21 protein-coding genes are annotated in these 21,436 nt (G+C 65.4%); 12 read left to right on the top strand and 9 right to left on the bottom strand.

Going from position 1 to position 21,436, the window contains the following annotated elements; all coding sequences use genetic code 11:
• The first annotated feature begins 24 nt into the window (after positions 1 to 24).
• Genes BMX16_RS08985 through trxA form a run of 5 tightly spaced genes read left to right on the top strand, consistent with a single transcriptional unit; the run spans position 25 to position 8,357 of the window.
• The gene (locus BMX16_RS08985) at positions 25 to 960 is read left to right on the top strand and encodes an aminoglycoside phosphotransferase family protein (protein WP_089902079.1); all 936 of its coding nucleotides are present in this window, start codon (positions 25 to 27) and stop codon (positions 958 to 960) included.
• Complete coding sequence (locus BMX16_RS08980) at positions 957 to 1,643, top strand: nucleotidyltransferase family protein (protein ID WP_089901975.1); 687 nt, start codon at positions 957 to 959, stop codon at positions 1,641 to 1,643. Before BMX16_RS08985 ends, BMX16_RS08980 begins: the two co-directional genes overlap by 4 nt.
• Positions 1,636 to 4,572, top strand: coding sequence for a double-strand break repair protein AddB (gene addB / locus BMX16_RS08975; protein WP_089901972.1), 2,937 nt, complete (start codon positions 1,636 to 1,638; stop codon positions 4,570 to 4,572). Before BMX16_RS08980 ends, addB begins: the two co-directional genes overlap by 8 nt.
• Positions 4,569 to 7,997, top strand: a complete 3,429-nt coding sequence (addA, locus tag BMX16_RS08970) for a double-strand break repair helicase AddA (RefSeq protein WP_089901969.1) — start codon at positions 4,569 to 4,571, stop codon at positions 7,995 to 7,997. The genes addB and addA overlap by 4 nt, the downstream gene beginning before the upstream one ends.
• 39 nt (positions 7,998 to 8,036) lie before the next feature.
• The gene (trxA, locus tag BMX16_RS08965; protein WP_089901966.1) at positions 8,037 to 8,357 is read left to right on the top strand and encodes a thioredoxin; all 321 of its coding nucleotides are present in this window, start codon (positions 8,037 to 8,039) and stop codon (positions 8,355 to 8,357) included.
• Positions 8,358 to 8,465: 108 nt separating this feature from the next.
• On the opposite strand, the gene BMX16_RS08960 is transcribed toward trxA, so the two are convergent.
• On the bottom strand, positions 8,466 to 8,834 hold the full coding sequence (locus BMX16_RS08960; protein ID WP_089901963.1) for a PH domain-containing protein: 369 nt from the start codon (positions 8,832 to 8,834) through the stop codon (positions 8,466 to 8,468).
• Between the two features lie 153 nt (positions 8,835 to 8,987).
• Positions 8,988 to 9,908 carry a hypothetical protein gene (locus tag BMX16_RS08955; RefSeq protein WP_089901960.1) on the bottom strand — a complete coding sequence of 307 codons (921 nt, stop codon included), beginning with the start codon at positions 9,906 to 9,908 and terminating at the stop codon, positions 8,988 to 8,990.
• A 105-nt stretch (positions 9,909 to 10,013) separates the two neighbouring features.
• On the opposite strand from BMX16_RS08955, the gene hslV reads away from it, so the two are divergent.
• The 3 genes from hslV to hslU are packed head-to-tail and all read left to right on the top strand — an operon-like array spanning position 10,014 to position 12,940.
• A complete protein-coding gene (gene hslV / locus BMX16_RS08950) occupies positions 10,014 to 10,571 on the top strand; it encodes an ATP-dependent protease subunit HslV (RefSeq protein ID WP_089901956.1) in 558 nt (185 codons plus the stop codon).
• Positions 10,568 to 11,626: a hypothetical protein gene (locus BMX16_RS08945; RefSeq protein WP_089901953.1), complete on the top strand. Its 1,059-nt coding sequence runs from the start codon at positions 10,568 to 10,570 to the stop codon at positions 11,624 to 11,626. Before hslV ends, BMX16_RS08945 begins: the two co-directional genes overlap by 4 nt.
• A gap of 15 nt (positions 11,627 to 11,641) precedes the next feature.
• Complete coding sequence (gene hslU / locus BMX16_RS08940) at positions 11,642 to 12,940, top strand: ATP-dependent protease ATPase subunit HslU (protein WP_089901950.1); 1,299 nt, start codon at positions 11,642 to 11,644, stop codon at positions 12,938 to 12,940.
• A gap of 46 nt (positions 12,941 to 12,986) precedes the next feature.
• On the opposite strand, the gene BMX16_RS08935 is transcribed toward hslU, so the two are convergent.
• The 3 genes from BMX16_RS08935 to BMX16_RS08925 are packed head-to-tail and all read right to left on the bottom strand — an operon-like array spanning position 12,987 to position 15,255.
• Positions 12,987 to 13,571, bottom strand: a complete 585-nt coding sequence (locus tag BMX16_RS08935) for a Smr/MutS family protein (RefSeq protein ID WP_089901947.1) — start codon at positions 13,569 to 13,571, stop codon at positions 12,987 to 12,989.
• Positions 13,571 to 14,545, bottom strand: a complete 975-nt coding sequence (mltA, locus tag BMX16_RS08930; RefSeq protein ID WP_089902077.1) for a murein transglycosylase A — start codon at positions 14,543 to 14,545, stop codon at positions 13,571 to 13,573. The genes BMX16_RS08935 and mltA overlap by 1 nt, the downstream gene beginning before the upstream one ends.
• A 47-nt stretch (positions 14,546 to 14,592) precedes the next feature.
• Positions 14,593 to 15,255 (bottom strand): Tim44/TimA family putative adaptor protein, encoded by a 663-nt coding sequence (locus tag BMX16_RS08925; RefSeq protein ID WP_089901944.1) that lies wholly within the window; start codon positions 15,253 to 15,255, stop codon positions 14,593 to 14,595.
• 110 nt (positions 15,256 to 15,365) lie between these two features.
• Here BMX16_RS08925 and BMX16_RS08920 point away from each other — a divergent pair, with 110 nt between their 5' ends.
• Both BMX16_RS08920 and secB read left to right on the top strand, forming a co-directional pair.
• A complete protein-coding gene (locus tag BMX16_RS08920; protein WP_089901941.1) occupies positions 15,366 to 15,863 on the top strand; it encodes an FxsA family protein in 498 nt (165 codons plus the stop codon).
• A gap of 55 nt (positions 15,864 to 15,918) precedes the next feature.
• The gene (gene secB, locus BMX16_RS08915; RefSeq protein WP_089901939.1) at positions 15,919 to 16,470 is read left to right on the top strand and encodes a protein-export chaperone SecB; all 552 of its coding nucleotides are present in this window, start codon (positions 15,919 to 15,921) and stop codon (positions 16,468 to 16,470) included.
• Here the strand turns inward: secB and dnaQ are convergent.
• The 4 genes from dnaQ to BMX16_RS08895 are packed head-to-tail and all read right to left on the bottom strand — an operon-like array spanning position 16,467 to position 19,186.
• Positions 16,467 to 17,162 carry a DNA polymerase III subunit epsilon gene (gene dnaQ / locus BMX16_RS08910; protein ID WP_089901936.1) on the bottom strand — a complete coding sequence of 232 codons (696 nt, stop codon included), beginning with the start codon at positions 17,160 to 17,162 and terminating at the stop codon, positions 16,467 to 16,469. The genes secB and dnaQ overlap by 4 nt on opposite strands.
• Positions 17,155 to 17,745 carry a dephospho-CoA kinase gene (coaE, locus tag BMX16_RS08905; RefSeq protein ID WP_089901934.1) on the bottom strand — a complete coding sequence of 197 codons (591 nt, stop codon included), beginning with the start codon at positions 17,743 to 17,745 and terminating at the stop codon, positions 17,155 to 17,157. Before coaE ends, dnaQ begins: the two co-directional genes overlap by 8 nt.
• Positions 17,742 to 18,590, bottom strand: coding sequence for a shikimate dehydrogenase (locus BMX16_RS08900; RefSeq protein ID WP_089901931.1), 849 nt, complete (start codon positions 18,588 to 18,590; stop codon positions 17,742 to 17,744). The genes coaE and BMX16_RS08900 overlap by 4 nt, the downstream gene beginning before the upstream one ends.
• Positions 18,587 to 19,186, bottom strand: a complete 600-nt coding sequence (locus tag BMX16_RS08895; RefSeq protein ID WP_089901928.1) for a Maf family protein — start codon at positions 19,184 to 19,186, stop codon at positions 18,587 to 18,589. The genes BMX16_RS08900 and BMX16_RS08895 overlap by 4 nt, the downstream gene beginning before the upstream one ends.
• A gap of 393 nt (positions 19,187 to 19,579) precedes the next feature.
• Between BMX16_RS08895 and hemJ the strand changes: the two genes are divergently transcribed.
• The gene (gene hemJ / locus BMX16_RS08890; protein WP_089901925.1) at positions 19,580 to 20,026 is read left to right on the top strand and encodes a protoporphyrinogen oxidase HemJ; all 447 of its coding nucleotides are present in this window, start codon (positions 19,580 to 19,582) and stop codon (positions 20,024 to 20,026) included.
• Positions 20,027 to 20,149: 123 nt separating this feature from the next.
• Positions 20,150 to 21,424, top strand: coding sequence for a transcription termination factor Rho (gene rho / locus BMX16_RS08885; protein ID WP_089901922.1), 1,275 nt, complete (start codon positions 20,150 to 20,152; stop codon positions 21,422 to 21,424).
• Positions 21,425 to 21,436 lie beyond the last annotated feature (12 nt).

Genomic DNA, 21,436 nt, shown 5'->3' with positions numbered 1-21,436 from the left:
CGCGACACGCGGCTGCCGCACACCATGACGTCCGATCCCACGACATTCCTGACGGGCACCCGGTGGCAGGACTGGCAGACCGACGCATTGGCCGGGGACGCATCGTCCCGCACCTATGCGCGTCTGACGGCCCCCGACGGCGAGACCGCGATCCTGATGGACGCCCGCGCCGAGGCACCGATGGGCATGACGCAGTTCGTGAACATCGCCCGCTGGCTGACCGCGCACGGCCTGTCGGCACCGCGTATCCTGCGACAGGGTGAGGGGCTGCTGCTGCTCGAAGATCTGGGTCCGCAGACCCTCGCCGTCGCCGCCACGCACGAGACCGAGGATGCGCTCTACGACGCCGCGGTGAATGTGCTGATCGCGCTCGACCGTCTTGCCCCGCCAGACGGGCTGGGCGCGATGACGCCGGATGTCGGCGCGCAGATGGTCGCGATCGCGGCAGAGGTCTATCACCCCTGCGACCCGGCCCCCCTGACCGCAGCCGTCGGCGCGGCGCTGACCGCCCACGCGCCACGGGCCGACCGCCTCGCCCTGCGCGACTACCATGCCGAGAACCTGATCTGGCGACCCGCGCGCCGCGGTCTGGACCACATCGGATTGCTGGATTTTCAGGATGCCTTTGTGGCTCCCCGTGGCTACGACCTTGCCTCGTTGCTGCGCGACATCCGCAGGCCGGTGACGGCTGCACAGGTGACGCGCCAGACCGCCCGTTTCGCCGATGCGACCGGGGCCGATCCTGCGGCGCTGGGCGCACAGCTCGCGGTGTTGGGTGCGCAACGCAACCTGCGGATTCTGGGCGTCTTCGCCCGCCTCGCACAACGGGGCAAGCCGTCGTACGCGGCACTGTTGCCAGCGGTCTGGGACGCGCTGCTGCGCGATCTGGCGCATCCGGCGCTGCACGATCTGGCGCGTGTCGTGCTGGCAACGCTGCCGCCCCCACACGCCCGCGCATGACCGCGCCGTTTCCCATCATGCTGTTCGCCGCAGGCCTTGGCACGCGGATGGCACCGCTGACCGACCGGATGCCGAAACCGCTGATCCCGGTGGCGGGTCGCACCCTGCTGGATCATGCGCTGGCCCTGACGGACCTGCCGGGCATCGGGCCCCGCGTAGTGAACGTGCATTACCGCGCCGACATGATCCGCGCCCATCTGACGGGGCGCGACGTGATCCTGTCGCCGGAGGACCCCCTGCTGGAAACCGGCGGCGGTCTGCGCCATGCCCTGCCGCTGCTGGGAGATGGCCCCGTGATGACGTTGAACACGGATGCGATCTGGCGCGGGCCGAACCCGCTGGCGCAACTGGCCACCGCCTGGGCACCGGAAATGGAGGCGTTGCTGCTGTTGGTCCCGCAGAACCGCGTGCAGGGCTACAGCGGTGCCGGTGATTTCGTGCCGGATGCGGCGGGTCGGCTGACGCGCGGGCCGGGGCTGATCTATACCGGCGCGCAGATCCTGCGCACCTCGACGCTGCAGGATGTAGCCGCGGATGCGTTCTCGCTCAACCTCGTCTGGGACGCCATGATCGCGCGCGGCGGGCTGTTCGGTCTGGTCTATCCGGGGCGCTGGTGCGACGTTGGTCGTCCTGCCAGCATCCCGCTGGCCGAGGCGCTGCTGGCGGAACCTGACGATGTTTGACCCCACGGACCGCCCCCGCGTCTTTGGCCTGCCGCCGGGTGCCGATTTCGCGGCACAGTTCGTCGCCGGATTGACCGCCCGCCACGACGACCTGTCCCGCGTGCGCATTTTCGTCAACGCGCCGCGCATGGCCCGCCAGATCAACGCGGCCTTCGACGCGGGCCCGCCGCGGCTGTTGCCGCGTGTGGAACTGGTGACGGACCTGTCACTGGAAGGGGCCATCGCGGGTCTGGCCGCCCCCGTGTCCCCTCTGCGGCGGAGGCTGGAGCTGAGCCGTGCCGTGGCAGCGCTGATGGCGCAGGCACCCGATCTGGCCCCACGCGCGGCGCTTTACGACCTGTCCGACTCCCTCGCGCTGCTGATGGACGAGATGCACGGCGAAGGGGTCGATCCCGCGCGGCTGTCCGCGCTCGACGTCGGCGAACAGTCCGGGCACTGGCAAAGGTCGCTGCAGTTCCTGACGTTGCTGCAGCCCTATTTCGCCACGGGCCGCGACGATCCCGATGTGGCGGCGCGACAGCGGATGGTGGTGGAAGACCTGATCGGGCGCTGGCAGATTGATCCGCCGCGTGATCCGGTCATCGTCGCCGGATCCACCGGATCGCGCGGGGCGACGGCGCTGCTGATGCAGGCGGTGGCGCGGTTGCCGCAGGGCGCGCTCGTGCTGCCGGGGTTCGATCACGACATGCCGCAGGCTGTCTGGGATGGCATGGACGACGCGCTCGCGCACGAGGATCACCCCCAGTTCCGCTATGTCCGCCTGTTGCAGGCGCTGGACCTGCGCGCGGGCGATGTGGCCCCTTGGACCGACGCGCAGGCACCTGCCCCAGCACGCAACCGCTTGATATCCCTGTCGTTGCGCCCTGCCCCGGTGACGGACCAGTGGCGGGCCGACGGGGCGACGTTGGGCGATCTGCGCGATGCCACCGCCGCCGTGACGCTGGTGGAAACCGACAGCCCGCGGGCCGAGGCCGAGGTGATTGCCCTGCGCCTGCGGCAGGCGGCGGCAGAGGGGCGCACGGCCGCCCTCATCACGCCCGACCGGATGTTGACGCGGCAGGTGGCGGCGGCGCTTGACCGTTGGCAGATCAGGGCCGACGACAGCGCGGGCCTGCCGCTGGCGTTGTCGGCACCGGGCCGTCTGCTGACCCATGTGGTCGAGGCGATGGGGGGCGCGCTGACCGCCGAGGCGCTGCTCGTGCTTCTGAAACATCCGCTGACACATACCGGCAGCGGCAAGGACCGGAATCAGCACCTGCTGTGGACGCGCGATCTGGAATTGCGGCTGCGTCGCCATGGCCCGCCCTTCATCACGCCCGATACGGTCCCGGCATGGGTCTCTGGACTGCGGACACCGCAACCGGGTCAGGCGGCGTGGGCCGCATGGGTTGCAGAGGTCGTCCGCCTGCTGGCGCATGACGGCACCCTGCCCATCGCGGATCACCTGACGGCGCATCGCACCGCCGTCGAAACCATTGCGCGTGGCCCTGCCGGCACTGACACCGGCGAGTTGTGGAAACAGGCCCCCGGCAAGGCCGCGCTGGGTGTCTGCAACGCGCTTGCCCGCGATGCGGATGCGGGCGGCGACATGGACCTGCGCGATTTTGCGGCCCTGTCCACCGCATTGCTGGCGGGCGGTCAGGTGCGCGATCCCGTCGCCGCCGACCCGCGCATCCTGATCTGGGGCACGCTCGAGGCGCGGGTCGGCGGCGCGGATCTGGTGATCCTCGGCGGGTTGAACGACGGCGTCTGGCCCGGTGCGCCAAAGGCCGATCCGTGGCTGAACCGGGCCTTGCGCAAGCAGGCGGGGCTGTTGCTGCCGGAACGCCAGATCGGGCTGTCGGCCCATGATTTTCAACAGGGCGCAGGTGCGGCAGAGGTCTGGATCACCCGCGCACGCCGCAACGCAGAGGCCGAAACGGTGCCGTCGCGCTGGGTCAACCGGCTGACCAACCTGATGGCGGGCCTGCCGGAGCAGCATGGGCCGGAGGCACTGGCGTCGATGCGCGCGCGGGGCGACGGCTGGATCAGGCGGGCCGTGGCCATCTCTGCCCCGGCTGCGACCGTGCCGCGTGCCGTGCGTCCCGCCCCCTGCCCGCCCACGGCGGCGCGGCCGAAGGAGATTTCCGTCACGCAGATCAAGACGCTCTACCGCGATCCCTATGCGATCTATGCGCAAAAGGTGCTGCGCCTGCGCGCACTGAACCCGCTGCGCATGGATGCGGACGCGCCGTTGAAGGGCACGGTCTATCATACCGTGCTGGAACGACTGATGGCGGCCCGGCCCGATGCCACCGACCCCGCCACGCTGGCGTTGTTCATGGACACCGCCCGCGCCGTTCTGGCTGTGGAATGCCCGTGGCCTACCGTGCGCCTGCAGTGGCTGACGCAGCTCGCGTCGCTCGCCCCGCCGTTCCTGCGGGACGAGGCGGCGCGGCAGGCGGAAGGCGCCGTGCTGCAGCTGGAGGCGTGGGGCGACATCACCGTGCCCGGACCCGACATGCGGCTGACCTGCAAGGCCGACCGCATCGACGCCACGCCGGATGGGGACGCGCTGATCTACGATTACAAGACAGGGACCGTGCCCACCGACAAGCAGCAGGCGAAGTTCGACAAGCAGCTCCTGCTGGAGGCGGCGATGGTGGAACGCGGCGCGTTCGCAACGGTTGGACCGCGTCCCGTGGTGGGTGCCGCCTTCCTCGGCTTCAACGCGGCAATGAGGGTGGTGGCGGCCCCGCTGGAGAAGCATCCCGCAGACATCGTCTGGGCCGAACTCATCACGTTCCTGACCCGGACGCAGGCCCGCGACTGGGGCTATGTCGCGCGGCGGGCACCGGCGTTGTCCAGCTATGACAGCGACTACGACCACCTGTCGCGGTTCGGGGAATGGACGGATGCGGATTACGCCGTCCCGCTGGTGCTGACATGACGCGCGATGCGGCGACGCAAAATCAGGTCACGGCGGCGGACCCGACCGTGTCCACCTGGCTGTCGGCCAATGCGGGATCGGGCAAGACCCGCGTGCTGACCGACCGCGTGGCACGGCTGCTGCTGGAAAACGTCTCGCCACAGAACATCCTGTGTCTCACCTATACCAAGGCGGCGGCCGCCGAGATGCAGAACCGCCTGTTCAAGCGCCTCGGCGGCTGGGCCATGCTGGACGATGCCAGCCTGCGCCGCGATCTGGCGACATTGGGCGTCGAAGGGACGATCCCGCCCGATACGCTGGCCGCCGCCCGCCGTCTGTTCGCCCGCGCGATCGAGACGCCGGGCGGGCTGAAGATTCAGACGATCCATTCGTTCTGCGCCAGCGTCCTGCGGCGTTTCCCGCTGGAGGCGCAGATCAGCCCCGGTTTTCGCGAGATCGAGGACCGCACAGCCGCCATCCTGCGGGCAGAGGTGCTGGACGACATGGCGGGCGGCGACGCGGCACATCTGCTGACGGGCGTGCTGCGCCATCTGGGCGGCAGCGATCTGGACAGCCTCGTGCGCGACATCACAGGGCAGGCCCCGCTGTTCGCCCGGCCCGTGGACGAGGATGCGTTGCGCGATGCGCTCGACATCGCGCCGGGGCGCACGCTGGCGGCACTGCTGACCGAGGTGTTCAACGAGGACACGCGAGAGATCGTCCGCGACCTGATCGTGGCGTGTCGGACGGGCGGCACGATGGACAACAAAGCCGCAGGCAAGCTGGCCGACGTCAATCTGACCGTGCCGACCGCAAGTGACCTGATCGCGCTGGAAGGGGTCTTCTTGTTCGGCGAAACCGCCAAGGCACCGTTCGGCCCAAAGACCGACAGCTTTCCGACCAAGGCCGTCCGTGCCGCCCATCCCGACCTGACCGACGCGCTGGTGGGGCTGATGGAAACGGTGGCCGACCTGCGCAGCGAACGCCTGTCGCTGATGGCGCTGGACCGCAGTACAACCCTGCACCGTTTCGCGCACGACTTTCTGACGCGGTATGCGGCGGCAAAGGCGGCGCGTGGCGTGCTCGACTTCGACGACCTGATCGCCAAGGCGCGGGGGCTGTTGTCGGACAAGTCGGTGGCGGCATGGGTTCTGTTCCGCCTCGACGGCGGCATCGACCACCTGCTGGTGGACGAGGCGCAGGATACGTCCCCCGCGCAATGGGCCGTGGTGCAGCACCTGACGCGCGAATTCGTCAGCGGGGACAGCGCACGCGACGTGCGGCGCACCGTGTTCGTCGTGGGCGACAAGAAGCAGTCGATCTATTCGTTCCAGGGGGCCGACCCGGCAGAGTTCGACCGGATGCGCGCCTATTTCGACCGTGCGCTGGGCGAAATCGACGATCCGCTGCAGAGCCGGACGCTGGCCCATTCGTTCCGGTCGTCGCTCGCGATCCTGCGGGTGGTGGACGCCACGTTCCAGCGCGAACGGGCCGCGGGTCTTGGCGATGCGTCGCAGCACATCCCGTTCTTCGACGCCATGCCGGGCCGCGTCGATCTGTGGCCGGTGATCGACGCGGACACCACCAAGGAGGACCCCGACGCGAACTGGCTGTCGCCGGTGGACGAGGTGAGTGCCACCCATCATCTGGTGCAGCTCGCCGACCGCGTGGCCGCGCAGATCACCCGCATGATCCGGCACGAGACCTTGCCGGTGCACACGAAAGATGGCTGGGCGCGGCGGCCCGTGCGGGCTGGCGACCTGCTGATCCTTGTCCAGGGGCGGCAGACGCTGCTGTTTCCGGAACTGATCCGCGCGTGCAAGGCGGCGGGCCTGCCCATCGCCGGGGCCGACGTGCTGCGTGTGGGCGGCGAGCTTGCGGTGCGCGACATCGCGGCGCTGCTGCGGTTCCTGGCGCTGCCAGAGGATGACCTGTCGCTGGCCGCCGCCCTGCGGTCGCCGCTGTTCGGGTGGAGCGAGCAGGACCTGTTCACGCTGGCGCATCACCGCGCCGACGGGGCGTTTCTGTGGTCCGCCCTGCGCGAGAGTGCTGCCCACGCCGACACCATGGCGGTGATCGACGATCTGCTGTCGCAGGCGGACTTCCTGCGCCCCTACGACCTGATCGCGCGCCTGCTGGTGCGCCACGGCGGGCGGCAGCGGCTGCTGGCGCGGCTGGGGTCAGAGGCCGAGGATGGGATCGACGCGCTGCTGGCGCAGGCGCTGGCCTATGAAAGCGACAACGTGCCCAGCCTGACGGGATTCCTCGCGTGGATGGACACCGACGATCTGACGGTGAAGCGTCAGATGGATGCCCAAGGCGACCGCATCCGGGTGATGACCGTCCACGGCGCCAAGGGGCTGGAAGCGCCCATCGTCATCCTGCCCGACGCCGCCGAACGCGCCAATCTGGTGCGTGCGCAGGTGCTGCCGGGCGATCCGCCGCTATGGAAATCCGCCAAGGCCGACCAGCCGCCTGCGATGGCCGCCCGCGTCGATGCCATGGTCGCCGCACAGGCGCGCGAACGTCTGCGGCTGCTCTATGTCGCGATGACGCGGGCGGAACGTTGGCTGATCGTGGCGGCGGCGGGCGAGGTCGGCACATCCGGCACCGCGTGGCACGACATCGTGCGCGAGGGGATGGAGCATGCGGCGATGGTCGATGCGATGTCCGGTGATCTAAGCGTGCAGCGAGTCGAGCATGGTGAGTGGGATGCCGGCGCGGTGCTTGCGCACGTGTCAGCCCCGCATGTGCCACAGGTGGCAGAGGTGTTGGACCCCCTGCCCCCGATCGTCGCACCGCGCACCGTCTCGCCCTCCGACCTTGGCGGGGCCAAGGTGGTGCCCGGCGGCGTCGAGGACGACGACAATACCGCCCGGCTGCGCGGCACGCTGTTCCACATGCTGCTGGAACACCTGCCCGCCCTGCCCCACGACCAGCGCGCCCCCGTCGCAGCGCGCCTGATTGCCGCCAAGCCCGAGGCGGACGGCATCCCGACCGCCGACCTGATCGCCGATGCGCTGGCGCTGATAGACGCGCCGCATCTGGCCGCACTCTATTCAACAGACACGCTGGGCGAGGTCGGGATCACCGCCGACCTGCCCTGCCTTGGCCGGATGAATGGCAGCATCGACCGGTTGATCGTGACACCCGACCGCGTGACGGCGGTGGATTTCAAGACCAACCGCCTGACCCCTGACACCCCCGAACAGGTGCCAGACGGGCTGTTGCGCCAGATGGGGGCCTATGCGGCGGCGCTGGCGCAGGTCTATCCCGACCGTCAGATCGCCACGGCGATCCTGTGGACGCGCAGCGCGGTGCTGATGGACCTGCCCCCTGCGCTGACGACCGCGGCGCTGGACCGCGCGCGGCAGGATCCCATCGTGCAACAGCTGCATGACCGTCCTGCGTCACCGCGCCTTGACGATGCCGACCCCGGTTCATAGGTTCGCTGCCTAGACATCAAGCCTTATTGGAGAAGTCCCATGGCCACCGTTGCCGTCACAGATGCCACCTTCGACGCCGAAGTGCGCCAGTCCGACATTCCCGTCGTGGTCGATTTCTGGGCCGAATGGTGCGGCCCGTGCAAGCAGATCGGCCCGGCTCTGGAAGAACTCTCCGAGGAAATGGCCGGCAAGGTCAAGATCGTGAAGGTCAACGTGGACGACAACCCGAACTCGCCCGCCCAGATGGGCGTGCGCGGCATCCCGGCGCTGTTCGTGTTCAAGAACGGCGAAGTCGTGTCCAACAAGGCCGGTGCCGCCCCCAAGGCCGCGTTGAAGGGCTGGATCGAAGGCGCGATCTAAGGCGATCCGACTTGTGCTGCGAAAGGAAGGCGTCCTGCGGGGCGCCTTTTTTCATGCTGCAACGTGAATCCTATTTGATAATCAATACATCATCGAAAGGACGGTAAGTCAGAGTATGTGCTGTGATATGTATTTTGAGATTTCAACGATATTCGTTTTGCCAGTGAACTCAAACTTAACAAGGCCAAGCGTCGAGAAATAAACCTCTAATTCGGAATCAAGATCGAAAGTCCCAGATGTTTCAACGGAATAAGCAACAATACTTTTATACGGAAGTGATGAAAAATCCTTTTTGCTACCTGTAAAACCTTGGACGTTTACCGCGATTATTCTCTTACTAGTAAATACAACGCCGTCTCTCATAGACTTATACGATGCTATAACATTCTCATCAGGCATTAGAAGTTCTGAGACAATGTTAGAGTATGTTGGATCAGACTTCATCTTGAAGAAGCCCTTATTCTTGAAATCTATCATTCTTTTTTCCTAAAATATATGCTGCTTTTATCCTACATTTTAATCCGAAAAGTTAAATTTTTAGTAAGGTGCCTTTAGCATTTGTTAAAATATGTGGTAGAATAATCACCTTGGGAAGAATTTGAAGCGAGATCTGTGAATCTTATCCTCCCGTCAGACCGGCCAGCCATGCCGCCGCAGGATGCCTGCGATCTTGGCCTGCACCTCTTCTGCCGGGCGGCCCGCATTGATCGACATGTGCTGCAGGAACCACCAGATGTAGGCGTCATAGGGCTTGGGTGCCTGCCAGTCCGCGAATGCCCTGTCCGCGCCGAACCGCGATACATTGCCGGCAATGTGGTGGAAATCCACCTGCGCGAACAGCACCGCCGGTCTGTGAAAGATGTATCCCGCAAATGCGACGGACGAGTTTTCCGTCACGACCAGACGGCAGGCATTCAGGCAATCCACCATGTCGCGATCCACGACGGCGACGTTGGCATGCGCCCGCGTCAGCGCCTGCAGGGCGCGGTGGTCGGCGGCGTCGTAGTCCTCCTTCGGATGCAGGGTCACGACGATGTCGTTTTCCGCGAACCGTGCTGCCGTCTGGGCAATCATGTCGACCGGGCTGGCGGACTGGAACGACCGATGTTTGCGCAGGCGGCCCTGCAACGGAATATAGACGGGGCCATCGGGGTTGGGCGCGGTCGATGCCGTCGGAAACAACCGCTTGCGCCAGTAGTTGGCGAACCGCTTCGCCTCTGCCTCGTCGACGGCGGCGGGATCGAAATCGGCCAGCGCCACGTCCCATTCCCATCGCTTTGCCGATGCCGCGATCTGCCAGAACGGATAGAAATACGACCGCCGCATCGTCAGTGCGCGGGGATGGGCCGGATCGTCCATGTTGAACAGCGCATAGCCCGGACGGGCGGCAGAGCCGCGGCGCGCCGCCTCGGTATTTTCGGCAAAGAACACGCGCAGCCCGGCATCCGTCAGTGTCCGCGCCACGAGGCCGATGAAATTATGCTGTCCTGCCCGCGCACTCGCCAGCAGGGAGGGGTCGAGGTAGAACGTCACGTGATGCGGCTGATCCATGGCCGCGACCCTAGGCGGCGGTCCGGGGGCAATCAAGGGCGCGACCTTGTTCCAAGGCACGCCACGGGCCATATGTGCCCTGCAACACGACAGGAGGCAGGCGACATGACCCGCGACGATTTCCCCGGCTGGCACGGCACGACGATCATCGGCGTGCGCAAGGGCGGCACCGTCGTGATCGCCGGCGACGGTCAGGTCAGCCTTGGCCAGACGGTGATCAAGGGCACGGCCCGCAAGGTGCGGCGACTGGCGGTCAAGGGCAGCGACGTGGTCTGCGGGTTCGCCGGATCGACCGCCGATGCCTTTGCCTTGCTGGAGCGGCTGGAGGCGAAGCTGGAAGCGACACCCGGCCAGTTGCAGCGCGCCTGCGTGGAACTGGCCAAGGACTGGCGCACCGACAAATATCTGCAAAAGCTGGAGGCGATGCTGATCGTCAGTGATGGCACGCAGTTGCTGGTCATCACCGGCGCGGGCGACGTGCTGGAGCCGGAACACGATGTGACGGCCATCGGGTCGGGCGGGAACTATGCGCTGGCCGCCGCGCGCGCGTTGATGGACACCGATCTGGACGCGGAAGCCATCGCCCGCAAGGCGATGGGCATCGCGTCCGACATCTGCGTCTACACGAACGGCAACCTGACGGTCGAAACGATCCGCCCATGATCGACCGCGACGATCTGCGCGCCGCCACAGGTGCTGGCATCATATCAGAGGCGCAGGCAGCGACGCTTGCCGCCCTTGCCGACAGCAGGCGCGGAGCGCGCACGGACCTGGCCGAAGGCGACGAGCCGTTCGAGCTGTTCAAGGGCTTTAACGAGGTCTTCATCGTCGTGGGGCTTGTGATCCTCGCCTTCGGCTGGGTCGGGGTCGCGGCGCTGTTCGTGGATCTGGGCCAAAGGTCACAGGGCGCCGTTCTTGGCATCGTCACGGGCCTGATCGCGTGGTTGTTGTCCGAATACTTCGTCCGTCGCCGGCGCATGGTCGCGCCCGCGATGACGCTGGCCGTCATGTTCGCGCTGACGGCGCTGGGCACGTTTGCGGTCTGGTTCGCGCAGCCGTTCATGGTGGCGCAACAGGATTACAGCAGCCTGCCGTGGCCCGCGATCGCCGCGACGGCTGCGGTGCTGGTCTATTGGGCGCGGTTCCGCGTGCCCTTTGCGCTGGCCATCGTTGCCATCGGGCTGTTCATCGCGGCGATCCTGCTGGCTGCCACCGCGCGCGGCACACCGGCCACCTTCGTGGAACTGTTCCGCCTGTCCGCCGACGGGCCGTTCGCGTGGATCACGCTGGTGCTGGGGGTCGCAGTGTTCGCCGTCGCCATGTGGTTCGACATGTCGGACCCGCACCGGGTGACGCGGCGGGCCGCCAACGGGTTCTGGCTGCACGTCGTCGCCGCCCCTGCCCTCGTGAACACGGTCGCGCTGTCGCTGCTCGACCGGAACTCCGGCACCGCGAACCTGATCCTTCTGGTGGTCCTGCTGGGCTTTGCCATCGTCGCCATCGTCATCGACCGGCGGTCGTTCCTGATCGCCGCCATCGGCTATATCGTCGTGCTGTCGGCGACCGTGTTCGACGGCGACGGTGCCGCCATTCCCGTGCTGCTGTTGGGGGTCGGTCTGCTGATCCTCGGCGCTTTCTGGCAGCGCATCCGCAGCGCGTTGCTGCGCCCGCTGGCCGGTGTGCTGCCACTGCACCGCCTGCCCCCCGCCGACATCTGACAGATAGGACGCCCCATGACCGACCTGACCCCGCGCGAGATCGTGTCCGAACTGGACCGCCACATCATCGGGCAGCATGACGCGAAACGCGCCGTGGCCGTGGCCCTGCGCAACCGCTGGCGGCGGAGCCGTCTGAACGACGATCTGCGCAACGAGGTCTATCCGAAGAACATCCTGATGATCGGGCCCACTGGCGTCGGCAAGACGGAGATTTCGCGCCGTCTGGCCAAGCTGGCCCGTGCGCCGTTCATCAAGGTCGAGGCGACGAAGTTCACCGAGGTCGGCTATGTCGGCCGCGATGTGGAACAGATCATCCGCGACCTGATGGAAAGCGCCATCGTGGAAACCCGCGACTACATGCGCGAGGACGTGAAGGCCAAGGCCGTGGAATCCGCGATGGAGCGTGTCGTCACCGCCGTCGCCGGAAAAGACGCCCGCGAAGGCACGCGCGAGTTGTTCCGCAAGAAGCTGCGCGATGGCCTGCTGGACGATACGGTGATCGAGCTGGAGCTGAAGGATACCTCCAACCCCTTGGGTAACTTCGAAATTCCGGGGCAGCAACCGGGGATGATGAACATTGCCGACATGTTCAGCAAGATGGCGGGCCAGCGCACGGTGAAAAAGCGGATGACCGTCGCCGAAAGCTATGACGCGCTGATCGCGGACGAGGCGGACAAGCTGCTTGACGACGAAACCGTGACCAAGGCGGCGCTGGAGGCGGTCGAGCAATCCGGCATCGTGTTCCTGGACGAGATCGACAAGGTCTGCGCGCGGGCGGATGCACGTGGCGCGGATGTCAGCCGCGAGGGGGTGCAGCGCGATCTGCTGCCGCTGATCGAAGGCACAACCGTCACCACGAAACACGGACCGATCAAGACTGACCACATCCTTTTCATCGCGTCGGGCGCGTTCCACGTGGCGAAACCGTCGGACCTGCTGCCGGAACTGCAGGGCCGTCTGCCGATCCGGGTGGAGCTGCGGCCCCTGACCGAAGGCGATTTCGTCCGCATCCTGACCGAGACGGACAATGCGCTGACCCTGCAGTATTCAGCCCTGATGCAGACCGAAGGCGTCACCGTGACCTTCGCGACCGACGGCATCGCGGAACTTGCCAAGATCGCGGCGCAGGTGAACGAAAGCGTGGAAAACATCGGCGCGCGCAGGCTTTATACCGTGATCGAGCGGGTGTTCGAAGAGCTGTCATTCACCGCCCCCGACCGGGGTGGAGAGACGGTCGTCGTCGATGCGGCCTTCGTCGAAAAGCATCTGGGCGAAATGGCCCGCAGCACGGACCTGTCGCGCTACGTGCTGTAGGGCATATGGCACCGCCCGCGCGGAGGGGTGCGCCCCTACGAGGCGGTTACTTGCGACGGCGCAGATAGACGTAATAGGCCCCGTCGCCGCCATGCTTCAGATGGGCGGGACGCACCTCCATCACCGCCTGCGCCAGTGGGGCCAGCTGCAGCCATTGCGGCACCAGACGGCGCAGCACGCCGCGCCCGTCCGGTGCCCAACCGTCACCAAGACGGCCCTTGCCGGTGATGACCAGCACCAGACGCTTGCCGGCACCCTGCGCCTTGAGGATGAAGGCGATCAGTTCAGGATAGGCCTCGTCCTGATACATGCCATGCAGGTCGATCCGCCCTTCGGGCTTCAGCTTGCCCGCCTTCATCCGCAGGAAACTCTTGGTGTCCATCGCGATGGGCGCGCTGCGCAGCCGGTCGCGCAGGGGCGGCAGAATGTCGTGCGGGCGGGCAATCTCGGCGCGGGCACCCACCGCAAAGGACGGCAACGGCGGGGCGGGGTCCGGCATCGGGCGCGGCGGTGTGGGTTTCACATCGGACGCGGGCGCTTCGCGGCGTTCGGCGTGCAACGGCTGCACGCGGGCGCGCACCATGTCCCACACCGCCTTGTCATCGGGCGACAGATGCCGGGGCCGCCGCATCAGTACGCCAGCGGGTCGCGCAGTTTCGACAGGGCATATTCGACCGGCATCAACACGACCATGCGGCCGCCATCCTTGACGTTCCCGGCGGCCACACCGGCGGCATCGCCCGTGCCATAGTACACGTCGGCACGCTGTGCGCCCTTGATGGCGGACCCGGTATCCTGCGCCACCATCAGCCGCCGCAGAGGATCGTCACCGTCCTTTTCGATCCACACGGGCGCACCCAGCAGGGTGATCGCCGGATCGACGGCGATGCTGCGCAGCGGCGTGATGGAGCGGTTCATCGCACCCAGCGGCCCCAGTTCCGGCGGCACCTCGTTCACCATGCGGAAATAGACATAGGAGTCGTTCTGCCACAGCAACGCCTGACCCTGTTCGGGGTTGTCGCGCACCCATTGACGGATCACGGGGGCCGATACCTGATCGGCGGTGAACACACCGCGATCCACCAGCGCCATCCCGATCGACGTGTAATCACGCCCGTTCTTGCCCGCATAACCCACGCGGATCATGTGGTTGCCGGGCATGCGGATGCGACCGGATCCCTGCACCTGCAGAAAGAACAGATCGACCGGGTCCGCCAGCCAAGCGATTTCCAGATCGAGGCCGCGGAACGGTTGATCTTCCTCGATTTCGCGCCGGCTGTAGGTGCCGGCGGTGCCGTCGGGCGGCAGCGCGTAGATCGGATGGCGATAGGTCTCGTCCGGGATCAGGCTGCCCGTGATCTCCGGCTCGTAATAGCCGGTGAACAGCATGGGCGTGCCATCCTCGATCAAGACGGGCAGAAAGAACGTCTCGAAGAAGTCGCGGGCAGCGGGGCCGTCCTTGGCATGGGCACACAGGCGGGCCCAGTCGGGGCGGGCGATGTCACCGCAGGTCTGCGTAAAGACGGCAAGGGCCGCCGCATGGTCATCGGCAGCCCAACCGTCCAGATCGTCGTAACCCAGAATGGTGTATGTCGGTGCGGCCATCGTGGCGGTTCCCGTCAATGACAGCGCAACAAGGGCCGCGCGTCCGATCATTCGCCGGTGGCAACCAGACGCCAGTTCGGATCCGTGCTGTCCATCACGCGGGCAAAGGTCCAGACGTCCTTCTGTCGCTTGATCGCATTCGGATCGCCGTCGACGATCTCTCCCGCCATGTCGCGCACGACGTAGTTCATCTCTCCCGTGAACCGCACGGTCATCTCGGCCTCTTTCGTCTGCGGATCGAAGGTCGCTTCCTTCAGGCTCAGATCGCTGATGCCGACGAAGACGGCCTTGACGGTCAGGCCCTGGTTGGCGCGCTGATGGACGACTTGCTCGAACGCGTCGTGCACTTCCGGCGAGATAAAATCCCTGACGGTTTCCAGATCGCCATGCTCGAACGCAATCAGGATCATTTCATAGGCGGACCGCGCACCTGTCAGGAACTTCGTCACGTTGAACGACGGGTCCACGCGTTTCATCGCGGTCAGGGCCTGTGCGGTGTCGCTGCCGTCCGTCGCATGATCGGTGATGTCGCGGTCGGGGCCGCCCTCGATCACTTCGAAATCGCGTCGCGCCAGTGCAGTGTTGGTCTTTTCCACGGGAACCTGCGGTTTTTCGAACCCTTCGCGGGTGCCCAGAACGCCGCGCAACCGCAGGATCAGGAAAATGGCAATTCCTGCAAGGACGAGCAGTTGGATGATGGGTGCGTTCATGGGATCCTCTTTCCGGGCGGCTGGTAACCGTCGCTGTCCTTTCCTATCTAGGGTCGGTGGGGCGCCAAGTCCACACGTGCGCCCGACCCCGTGACCAAAGGACCCGGAACATGCCGTTACTGCTGGCCTTCATCGCCGTGCCACTGATCGAGATCGCCCTGTTCATTCAGATCGGCGGGCTGATCGGCTTGTGGTCGACACTGCTGATCGTCCTGGCAACGGCGGTGCTGGGCACCTGGCTGGTCCGCACGCAAGGCGCCGCAGAGCTGGGCCGCCTGCGGCAGTCGTTTGCCACGTTGCAGGACCCGTCAGAGCCGCTGGCCAATGGCGCGATGGTGCTGTTCGCCGGTATGCTGCTGCTGACGCCGGGGTTCTTTACCGATGCCTGCGGTCTGCTGTTGCTGATCCCGGCCGTGCGCGCCCGCGTGTTCCGCGCCGTCAAGGCCCGCGTCCGGTTCGCGCAGTTCCAGATGGGACCGCAGCCAACACAGACACGACCCGCACACCCCGACGACCGCGTGATCGACGGCGATTTCGAAACGCTCGACGCCGACAAGCGGCCGACGCACGGCCCGTCGCAGGGGCCATCCGGCTGGACCCGGCATTGAGAAGGCCCACTGCGCCTGATATGCACCGCCTCAAACCCGTGTGAGGAGACATCAGATGGCCGAAAACGACACCACCGACGCGCCCGACGCCCCCGTGACCAACGGCGAGGCGACGCCGGAGGCGAAACCAGCACAACCCGTACAGGTCACCAACCGCATCATCGCGCAATACGTCCGCGATATGTCGTTCGAGAACATTCTTGCGCAAAAGGGTGTGACGGGCGATCCAGCCGCCGACATCCAGGCCCGAGTCGATGTGGATGCCCGCAAACGTGGCGGCGACGACCAGTTCGAGGTGATCACCAAGCTGAACATCACCAGCAAGACCCGCGACAAGGGCGAGATGCTGTTCGTGCTGGAAATCGATTATGCTGGCGTGTTTCAGATCAAGGGCGTGCCGGACGAACAGATGGGTCCCTATCTGATGATCGAATGCCCGCGGCTGGTGTTCCCCTATATCCGCAAGCTGGTGGCCGACATGACGCGCGAGGGCGGTTTCCAGTCGCTGAGCCTCGATCAGTTCGACTACGTCGCCCTGTATCGCGCGAAACTCGCCGCGCAGATCGAGGCGCAGAAGCGGGCGCAGGCCGATCAGCCGCTGAACTAGGCCAGCTTCTTCCACACCGCGTCGTCGCCCAGTTTCGCCACGAAGGCATCATGGGCGGCGGCTTCCTCTGCCGTAAGACGCGGGGGCAGGGGCTTCTCGCGCGGTTTGGCGCGCCATTTTGCGTTCGTGGTGGTCGATGCCGCCTGCTGGCCTTGCGTCGCAAGGCCGAAATCGGGCTGACGACCGCCGATCAGCTCCAGATACACTTCGGCCAGGATCTCGGAATCGAGAAGCGCGCCGTGCAGCGTCCGCGCATCGTTGTTGATCCCGAACCGCCGACACAGCGCATCCAGCGATGCGGGCGAGCCGGGAAACTGCCTGCGCGCGATGGCAAGCGTATCGAGCGCGCGGTCGGCGGCGATCAGCGGCTTTTTCGCCCAGCCGAGTTCTGCATTCAGAAACTTCATGTCGAAGGCGGCGTTGTGGATCACCAGCCGCGCGTCGGCCCCGATGAAATCGAGGAAATCCTGTGCGACGGCCGCGAACACCGGCTTGTCGCGCAGGAAATCGTCACCAAGACCGTGCACCTCGAACGCGCCTTGCGGCATGGTGCGTTGGGGATTGATGTATTGGTGATAGGTGCGGCCCGTCGGCATGTGGTTGATCAGTTCGACCGCACCGATTTCGACGATGCGGTCGCCGTCTTCAGGCTCGAATCCGGTGGTTTCAGTGTCGAGAACGATTTCACGCATGGCTTCGGCCTGTGATTGTGTGGATCAGGGCATGCACCGCATCGCGCGTGCCGTCCAGCGTCAGTGTGTCAATCACCACATCGGCGCGGGCGCGCTTGTCGGCGTCGGGCATCTGCCGCGACAGAATGAGGGCGAAGGTCTCGTCCGTCATGCCGGGCCGGGCCATGACGCGTTGCCGCTGCACATCCGCCGGTGCACTGACCACCAGCACGGTATCGAGCCACACATCCGCGCCCGTCTCGAACAACAGGGGAATGTCGAACACCGCCAGCGGTCCGGTCTGCGCCGCGATGAACGCATCGCGGTCGGCGGCGACGAGGGGATGCACGATGGATTCAAGGCGGGGCAGGGCGCCGGGGTCGCCCGACAGGATGCGGTTCAAGGTCGGGCGCGACACGGCACCGTCCGCGATGGCACTGGGAAACACTGCACCGATGGGCTGAACGGCGGCACCGCCCACGTCGTACAGGCGATGAACGGTCGCATCCGCATCCCAGACGGGGATGCCCGCGTCACGGAACATGGTCGCGGTCGTGCTCTTGCCCATGCCGATGGACCCGGTCAGGCCCAGCAGGTGCGTCACACCAGCACGGCGGCGCGCAGTGCGTCGTCCACCTCTGGCCGCCGACCAAACCAATGTTCGAATCCCGGCACACCCTGATGCAGCAGCATCCCCAACCCGTCGACCGTGACGCAGCCCCGCGCGGCGGCCGCCGACAGCAGCGGCGTCTGTAGCGGCGCATAGACGATATCGGTGACGGTGGCATGGGGCTGCAAGGTATCGAGGTCGATGTGCAGCGGCGGCTGACCCGTCATCCCGAGCGACGTGGTATTGATCAGCAGGTTCGCCTGCGGCAACGCCACGGATACCTCGGTCCAGTCAACGACCTTGATGTGGTCACCGAATTCGGCGCGCAGCCCATCGGCCTTGTTGCGGGTGCGGTTGGCCAGAAAGATCTGCGGCACCCCCGCATCGGCCAGCGCCACGAGAATGGCCCGCGCAGCACCGCCGGCACCCAGCACGACGGCAGGGCCCCCACGCGGATCCCAGTCCGGCGCACCGGCACGCAGATTGGCCATGAAACCGTAGCCGTCCGTGTTGTCCGCATGGATCGATCCGTCATCCCGAAAGATCAGCGTATTCGCCGCCCCGATCGCTGCCGCCCGGTCGGAGACATGGTCCGCGATGCGCAGCACGGCGGTCTTGTGCGGGATCGTCACGTTCGCGCCGACGAAACCCATACGGGGCAGGGCGCGGATCACCGCGTCCAGATCGCCCTCTCGCACTTGCAGCGGGACGTAATCCCCGCGCAGGCCATAGCGTTGCAGCCAGTGCTTGTGCATCAAGGGCGACCGGGACTGGCCGATGGGGTTTCCGATGACCCCGGCAAGGGGCACGGCGGGGCGTGTGGTGGCTGCGTCGGTCATCCGGCGAGTGTCCCGCGCAACGTCAGATATGACAAGAGCTCCAGCAGGGGGAGACCAAGGACATTGAAGTAATCCCCTTCGATCCGGGTGAACAACCGCACGCCTTCGGCCTCGAGTTGATAACTGCCGACGCACTGCCGGATCTCGTCCCAGTTCCGGGCGACGTAATCGGCCAGATAGGCGTCGCTTGCGTCGCGCATGTGCAGGCGGACCACACCGACATGACGCCATTGCGGTCGGCCTTCGGCATAGATGACGGCGGCGGACAGCAGCTGATGCGACCGTCCGCGCAAGGCTGTCAGCTGTGCTGTGGCCTCGGCGGGTGAGGTGGGTTTCGACAGGATGTCCGACCCCAGCGCCAGCACCTGATCGCACCCGATGACGATGGCGTCGGGGTGGCGCGCAGCGACGCGGGAGGCCTTCATCTCGGCCAGGGTGTCGGCCACATCGCGGGGCGTGGCCTCCTCTGCCTGAAGGGCCGCGCGGATTGCATCCTCGTCGACGCGTGGCTTTACGATGTCGAAAGCGACACCGGCGTTGCGCAGCAGCGTCGCCCGGATCGCCGATCCGCTGGCGAGGATGAGGGGCTGAGTCATGTGGATAACCGGGGGTGACATGTGGGCACGATATGCCGGAATCCGGCGCACGTCCTGAGAACGGGCGTGGTGCGGGGGACAACCTTCATGATCATGAACAGATCCTTAAGATGTGGACGGGACAAGTCGGGGGTGTGGACAGCTTTCACGTGTCCGGGAGTCAACCCGAGATGGACGGGAAGTCGTTCGAAAAATATATCATATATCATTGATTCTATTACATTTAACCGATTAGCAAACCGACAATGTCTGGGTTCGGTCCGACACGTCCTGTGGACAAAGCTCTGGATGAAGATTTGATCCACAGATTCTGGTCCTACCTAAATCATCATCATCTTTTCTTTCTATCTTTATTCTTTAAGGAAGAGAGCGTGCTGGGATGGGGACAAGATCATGGGCTGGCTTCTGCCTTATTACGATTGGATCAAGGCCCTTCATGTCATGGCGGTGATCGCATGGATGGCGGGCTTGTTCTATTTGCCGCGGCTTTTCGTGTATCATGCGGAACAGGCCAAGGTGGGGTCCGACGTCGACAAGACGTTCCGGGTCATGGAACAAAAACTGCTGCGCCTAATCATGAATCCGTCGATGATCGTGGCCTGGGTCTGTGGTGGACTGATGGTCGGGATGGGCGGCCTTGATTTCGGGGCGGTGTGGGGCTGGGCCAAGCTGGGCGCAGTCATGGCCATGACGGCGGCGCATATGTGGATGGCGGGCCGGCGACGCGAGTTCGCCGAGGGGCGGAACACGCGCAGTGGTCGCACCTATCGCATGGCCAACGAGGTGCCGACGGTGCTGATGGTGATCGCCGTGATCGCCGTGATCGTGAAGCCGTTCTGAGGCCAGATTGACTTTGACCTGATGGACGACTATGCGGAAAGGGCGTTGCCCGTCCGGGCGTTGACGTTTTCCTGTCCTGTCCTTTTGCGAAGCGCCCGTCATAGCGTCTGGAACCATATCCCCATGTCCGAACACCGTCTGAACCTCGCCGACCTCAAGGCACAGAGTCCCAAGGATCTTCTGGCCATGGCCGAAGAGCTGGAGATCGAGAACGCCTCGACGATGCGCAAGGGCGACATGATGTTCGCGATCCTGCGCGAGCGCGCCGACGAGGAGTGGCTGATCGGCGGCGATGGCGTGCTGGAGGTGCTGCAGGACGGTTTCGGTTTCCTGCGCTCGCCCGGTGCGAACTATCTGCCCGGACCCGATGACATCTACGTCTCACCCGAGATGATCCGGCAGTATTCGCTGTCAACCGGCGATACGGTGGAAGGGACCATGCGGGAACCCAATGACAACGAACGATATTTTGCCCTGAAGACGGTCGAGAAGATCAATTTCGAGGACCCCGAGAAGACCAAGCACAAGGTCGCTTTCGAAAACCTGACGCCGCTGTATCCGGATGAGCGGTTGAAGATGGAAGTGGACAGCGAGCACGACAAGAAGGATCGGTCCGCACGGATCATCGACCTCGTGTCGCCGATCGGCAAGGGTCAGCGGTCGTTGATCGTCGCACCACCGCGCACCGGCAAGACGGTGCTGTTGCAGAATATCGCGCATTCGATCGAGAAGAATCACCCGGAGATCTATCTGATCGTCCTGCTGATCGACGAACGGCCGGAGGAAGTCACCGATATGCAGCGCAGCGTGAAGGGCGAGGTCGTCTCTTCGACCTTTGACGAGCCTGCGACGCGTCACGTGGCCGTGTCGGAAATGGTCATCGAAAAGGCAAAGCGGTTGGTCGAGCACAAGCGCGACGTCGTCATCCTGCTGGATTCGATCACCCGCCTTGGACGTGCATTCAACACGACGGTTCCGTCGTCTGGCAAGGTCCTGACCGGTGGTGTGGACGCCAACGCGTTGCAGCGGCCCAAGCGGTTCTTTGGTGCGGCACGCAACATCGAAGAGGGCGGGTCGTTGACCATCATCGCAACCGCGCTGATCGATACCGGATCGCGGATGGACGAAGTGATCTTCGAGGAATTCAAGGGCACCGGCAACTCCGAGATCGTGCTGGACCGCAAGGTGGCCGACAAGCGGGTGTTCCCGGCGATGGACATCCTGAAATCCGGCACACGCAAGGAAGAGCTGCTGGTGGACAAGAGCGATCTGGCCAAGACCTATGTGCTGCGGCGCATCCTGAACCCGATGGGCACGACCGACGCCATCGAGTTCCTGATCGGCAAGCTGAAGCAGACCAAGACGAACGCCGATTTCTTCGACTCGATGAATACCTGATCGGATGATGCC

This window comes from Loktanella fryxellensis (assembly GCF_900110065.1).
In the GTDB taxonomy this organism is placed as follows: domain Bacteria; phylum Pseudomonadota; class Alphaproteobacteria; order Rhodobacterales; family Rhodobacteraceae; genus Loktanella; species Loktanella fryxellensis.
The sequence above is the reverse complement of the archived record's forward strand: the minus strand, read 5'-3'. Positions and strand labels throughout refer to the sequence as shown.

What these genes read in the sequence shown, in the direction of transcription:
- BMX16_RS08895 (WP_089901928.1), bottom strand. Translation starts at nt 19,186, where the DNA reads ATGACTCAGCCCCTCATCCTCGCCAGCGGATCGGCGATCCGGGCGACG.
- mltA (WP_089902077.1), bottom strand. Translation starts at nt 14,545, where the DNA reads ATGGCCGCACCGACATACACCATTCTGGGTTACGACGATCTGGACGGT.
- secB (WP_089901939.1), top strand. Translation starts at nt 15,919, where the DNA reads ATGGCCGAAAACGACACCACCGACGCGCCCGACGCCCCCGTGACCAAC.
- addA (WP_089901969.1), top strand. Translation starts at nt 4,569, where the DNA reads ATGACGCGCGATGCGGCGACGCAAAATCAGGTCACGGCGGCGGACCCG.
- BMX16_RS08935 (WP_089901947.1), bottom strand. Translation starts at nt 13,571, where the DNA reads ATGCGGCGGCCCCGGCATCTGTCGCCCGATGACAAGGCGGTGTGGGAC.
- BMX16_RS08900 (WP_089901931.1), bottom strand. Translation starts at nt 18,590, where the DNA reads ATGACCGACGCAGCCACCACACGCCCCGCCGTGCCCCTTGCCGGGGTC.
- BMX16_RS08960 (WP_089901963.1), bottom strand. Translation starts at nt 8,834, where the DNA reads ATGATAGATTTCAAGAATAAGGGCTTCTTCAAGATGAAGTCTGATCCA.
- hslU (WP_089901950.1), top strand. Translation starts at nt 11,642, where the DNA reads ATGACCGACCTGACCCCGCGCGAGATCGTGTCCGAACTGGACCGCCAC.
- BMX16_RS08925 (WP_089901944.1), bottom strand. Translation starts at nt 15,255, where the DNA reads ATGAACGCACCCATCATCCAACTGCTCGTCCTTGCAGGAATTGCCATT.
- BMX16_RS08945 (WP_089901953.1), top strand. Translation starts at nt 10,568, where the DNA reads ATGATCGACCGCGACGATCTGCGCGCCGCCACAGGTGCTGGCATCATA.
- hslV (WP_089901956.1), top strand. Translation starts at nt 10,014, where the DNA reads ATGACCCGCGACGATTTCCCCGGCTGGCACGGCACGACGATCATCGGC.
- BMX16_RS08920 (WP_089901941.1), top strand. Translation starts at nt 15,366, where the DNA reads ATGCCGTTACTGCTGGCCTTCATCGCCGTGCCACTGATCGAGATCGCC.
- addB (WP_089901972.1), top strand. Translation starts at nt 1,636, where the DNA reads ATGTTTGACCCCACGGACCGCCCCCGCGTCTTTGGCCTGCCGCCGGGT.
- BMX16_RS08985 (WP_089902079.1), top strand. Translation starts at nt 25, where the DNA reads ATGACGTCCGATCCCACGACATTCCTGACGGGCACCCGGTGGCAGGAC.
- BMX16_RS08980 (WP_089901975.1), top strand. Translation starts at nt 957, where the DNA reads ATGACCGCGCCGTTTCCCATCATGCTGTTCGCCGCAGGCCTTGGCACG.
- dnaQ (WP_089901936.1), bottom strand. Translation starts at nt 17,162, where the DNA reads ATGCGTGAAATCGTTCTCGACACTGAAACCACCGGATTCGAGCCTGAA.
- trxA (WP_089901966.1), top strand. Translation starts at nt 8,037, where the DNA reads ATGGCCACCGTTGCCGTCACAGATGCCACCTTCGACGCCGAAGTGCGC.
- BMX16_RS08955 (WP_089901960.1), bottom strand. Translation starts at nt 9,908, where the DNA reads ATGGATCAGCCGCATCACGTGACGTTCTACCTCGACCCCTCCCTGCTG.
- rho (WP_089901922.1), top strand. Translation starts at nt 20,150, where the DNA reads ATGTCCGAACACCGTCTGAACCTCGCCGACCTCAAGGCACAGAGTCCC.
- hemJ (WP_089901925.1), top strand. Translation starts at nt 19,580, where the DNA reads ATGGGCTGGCTTCTGCCTTATTACGATTGGATCAAGGCCCTTCATGTC.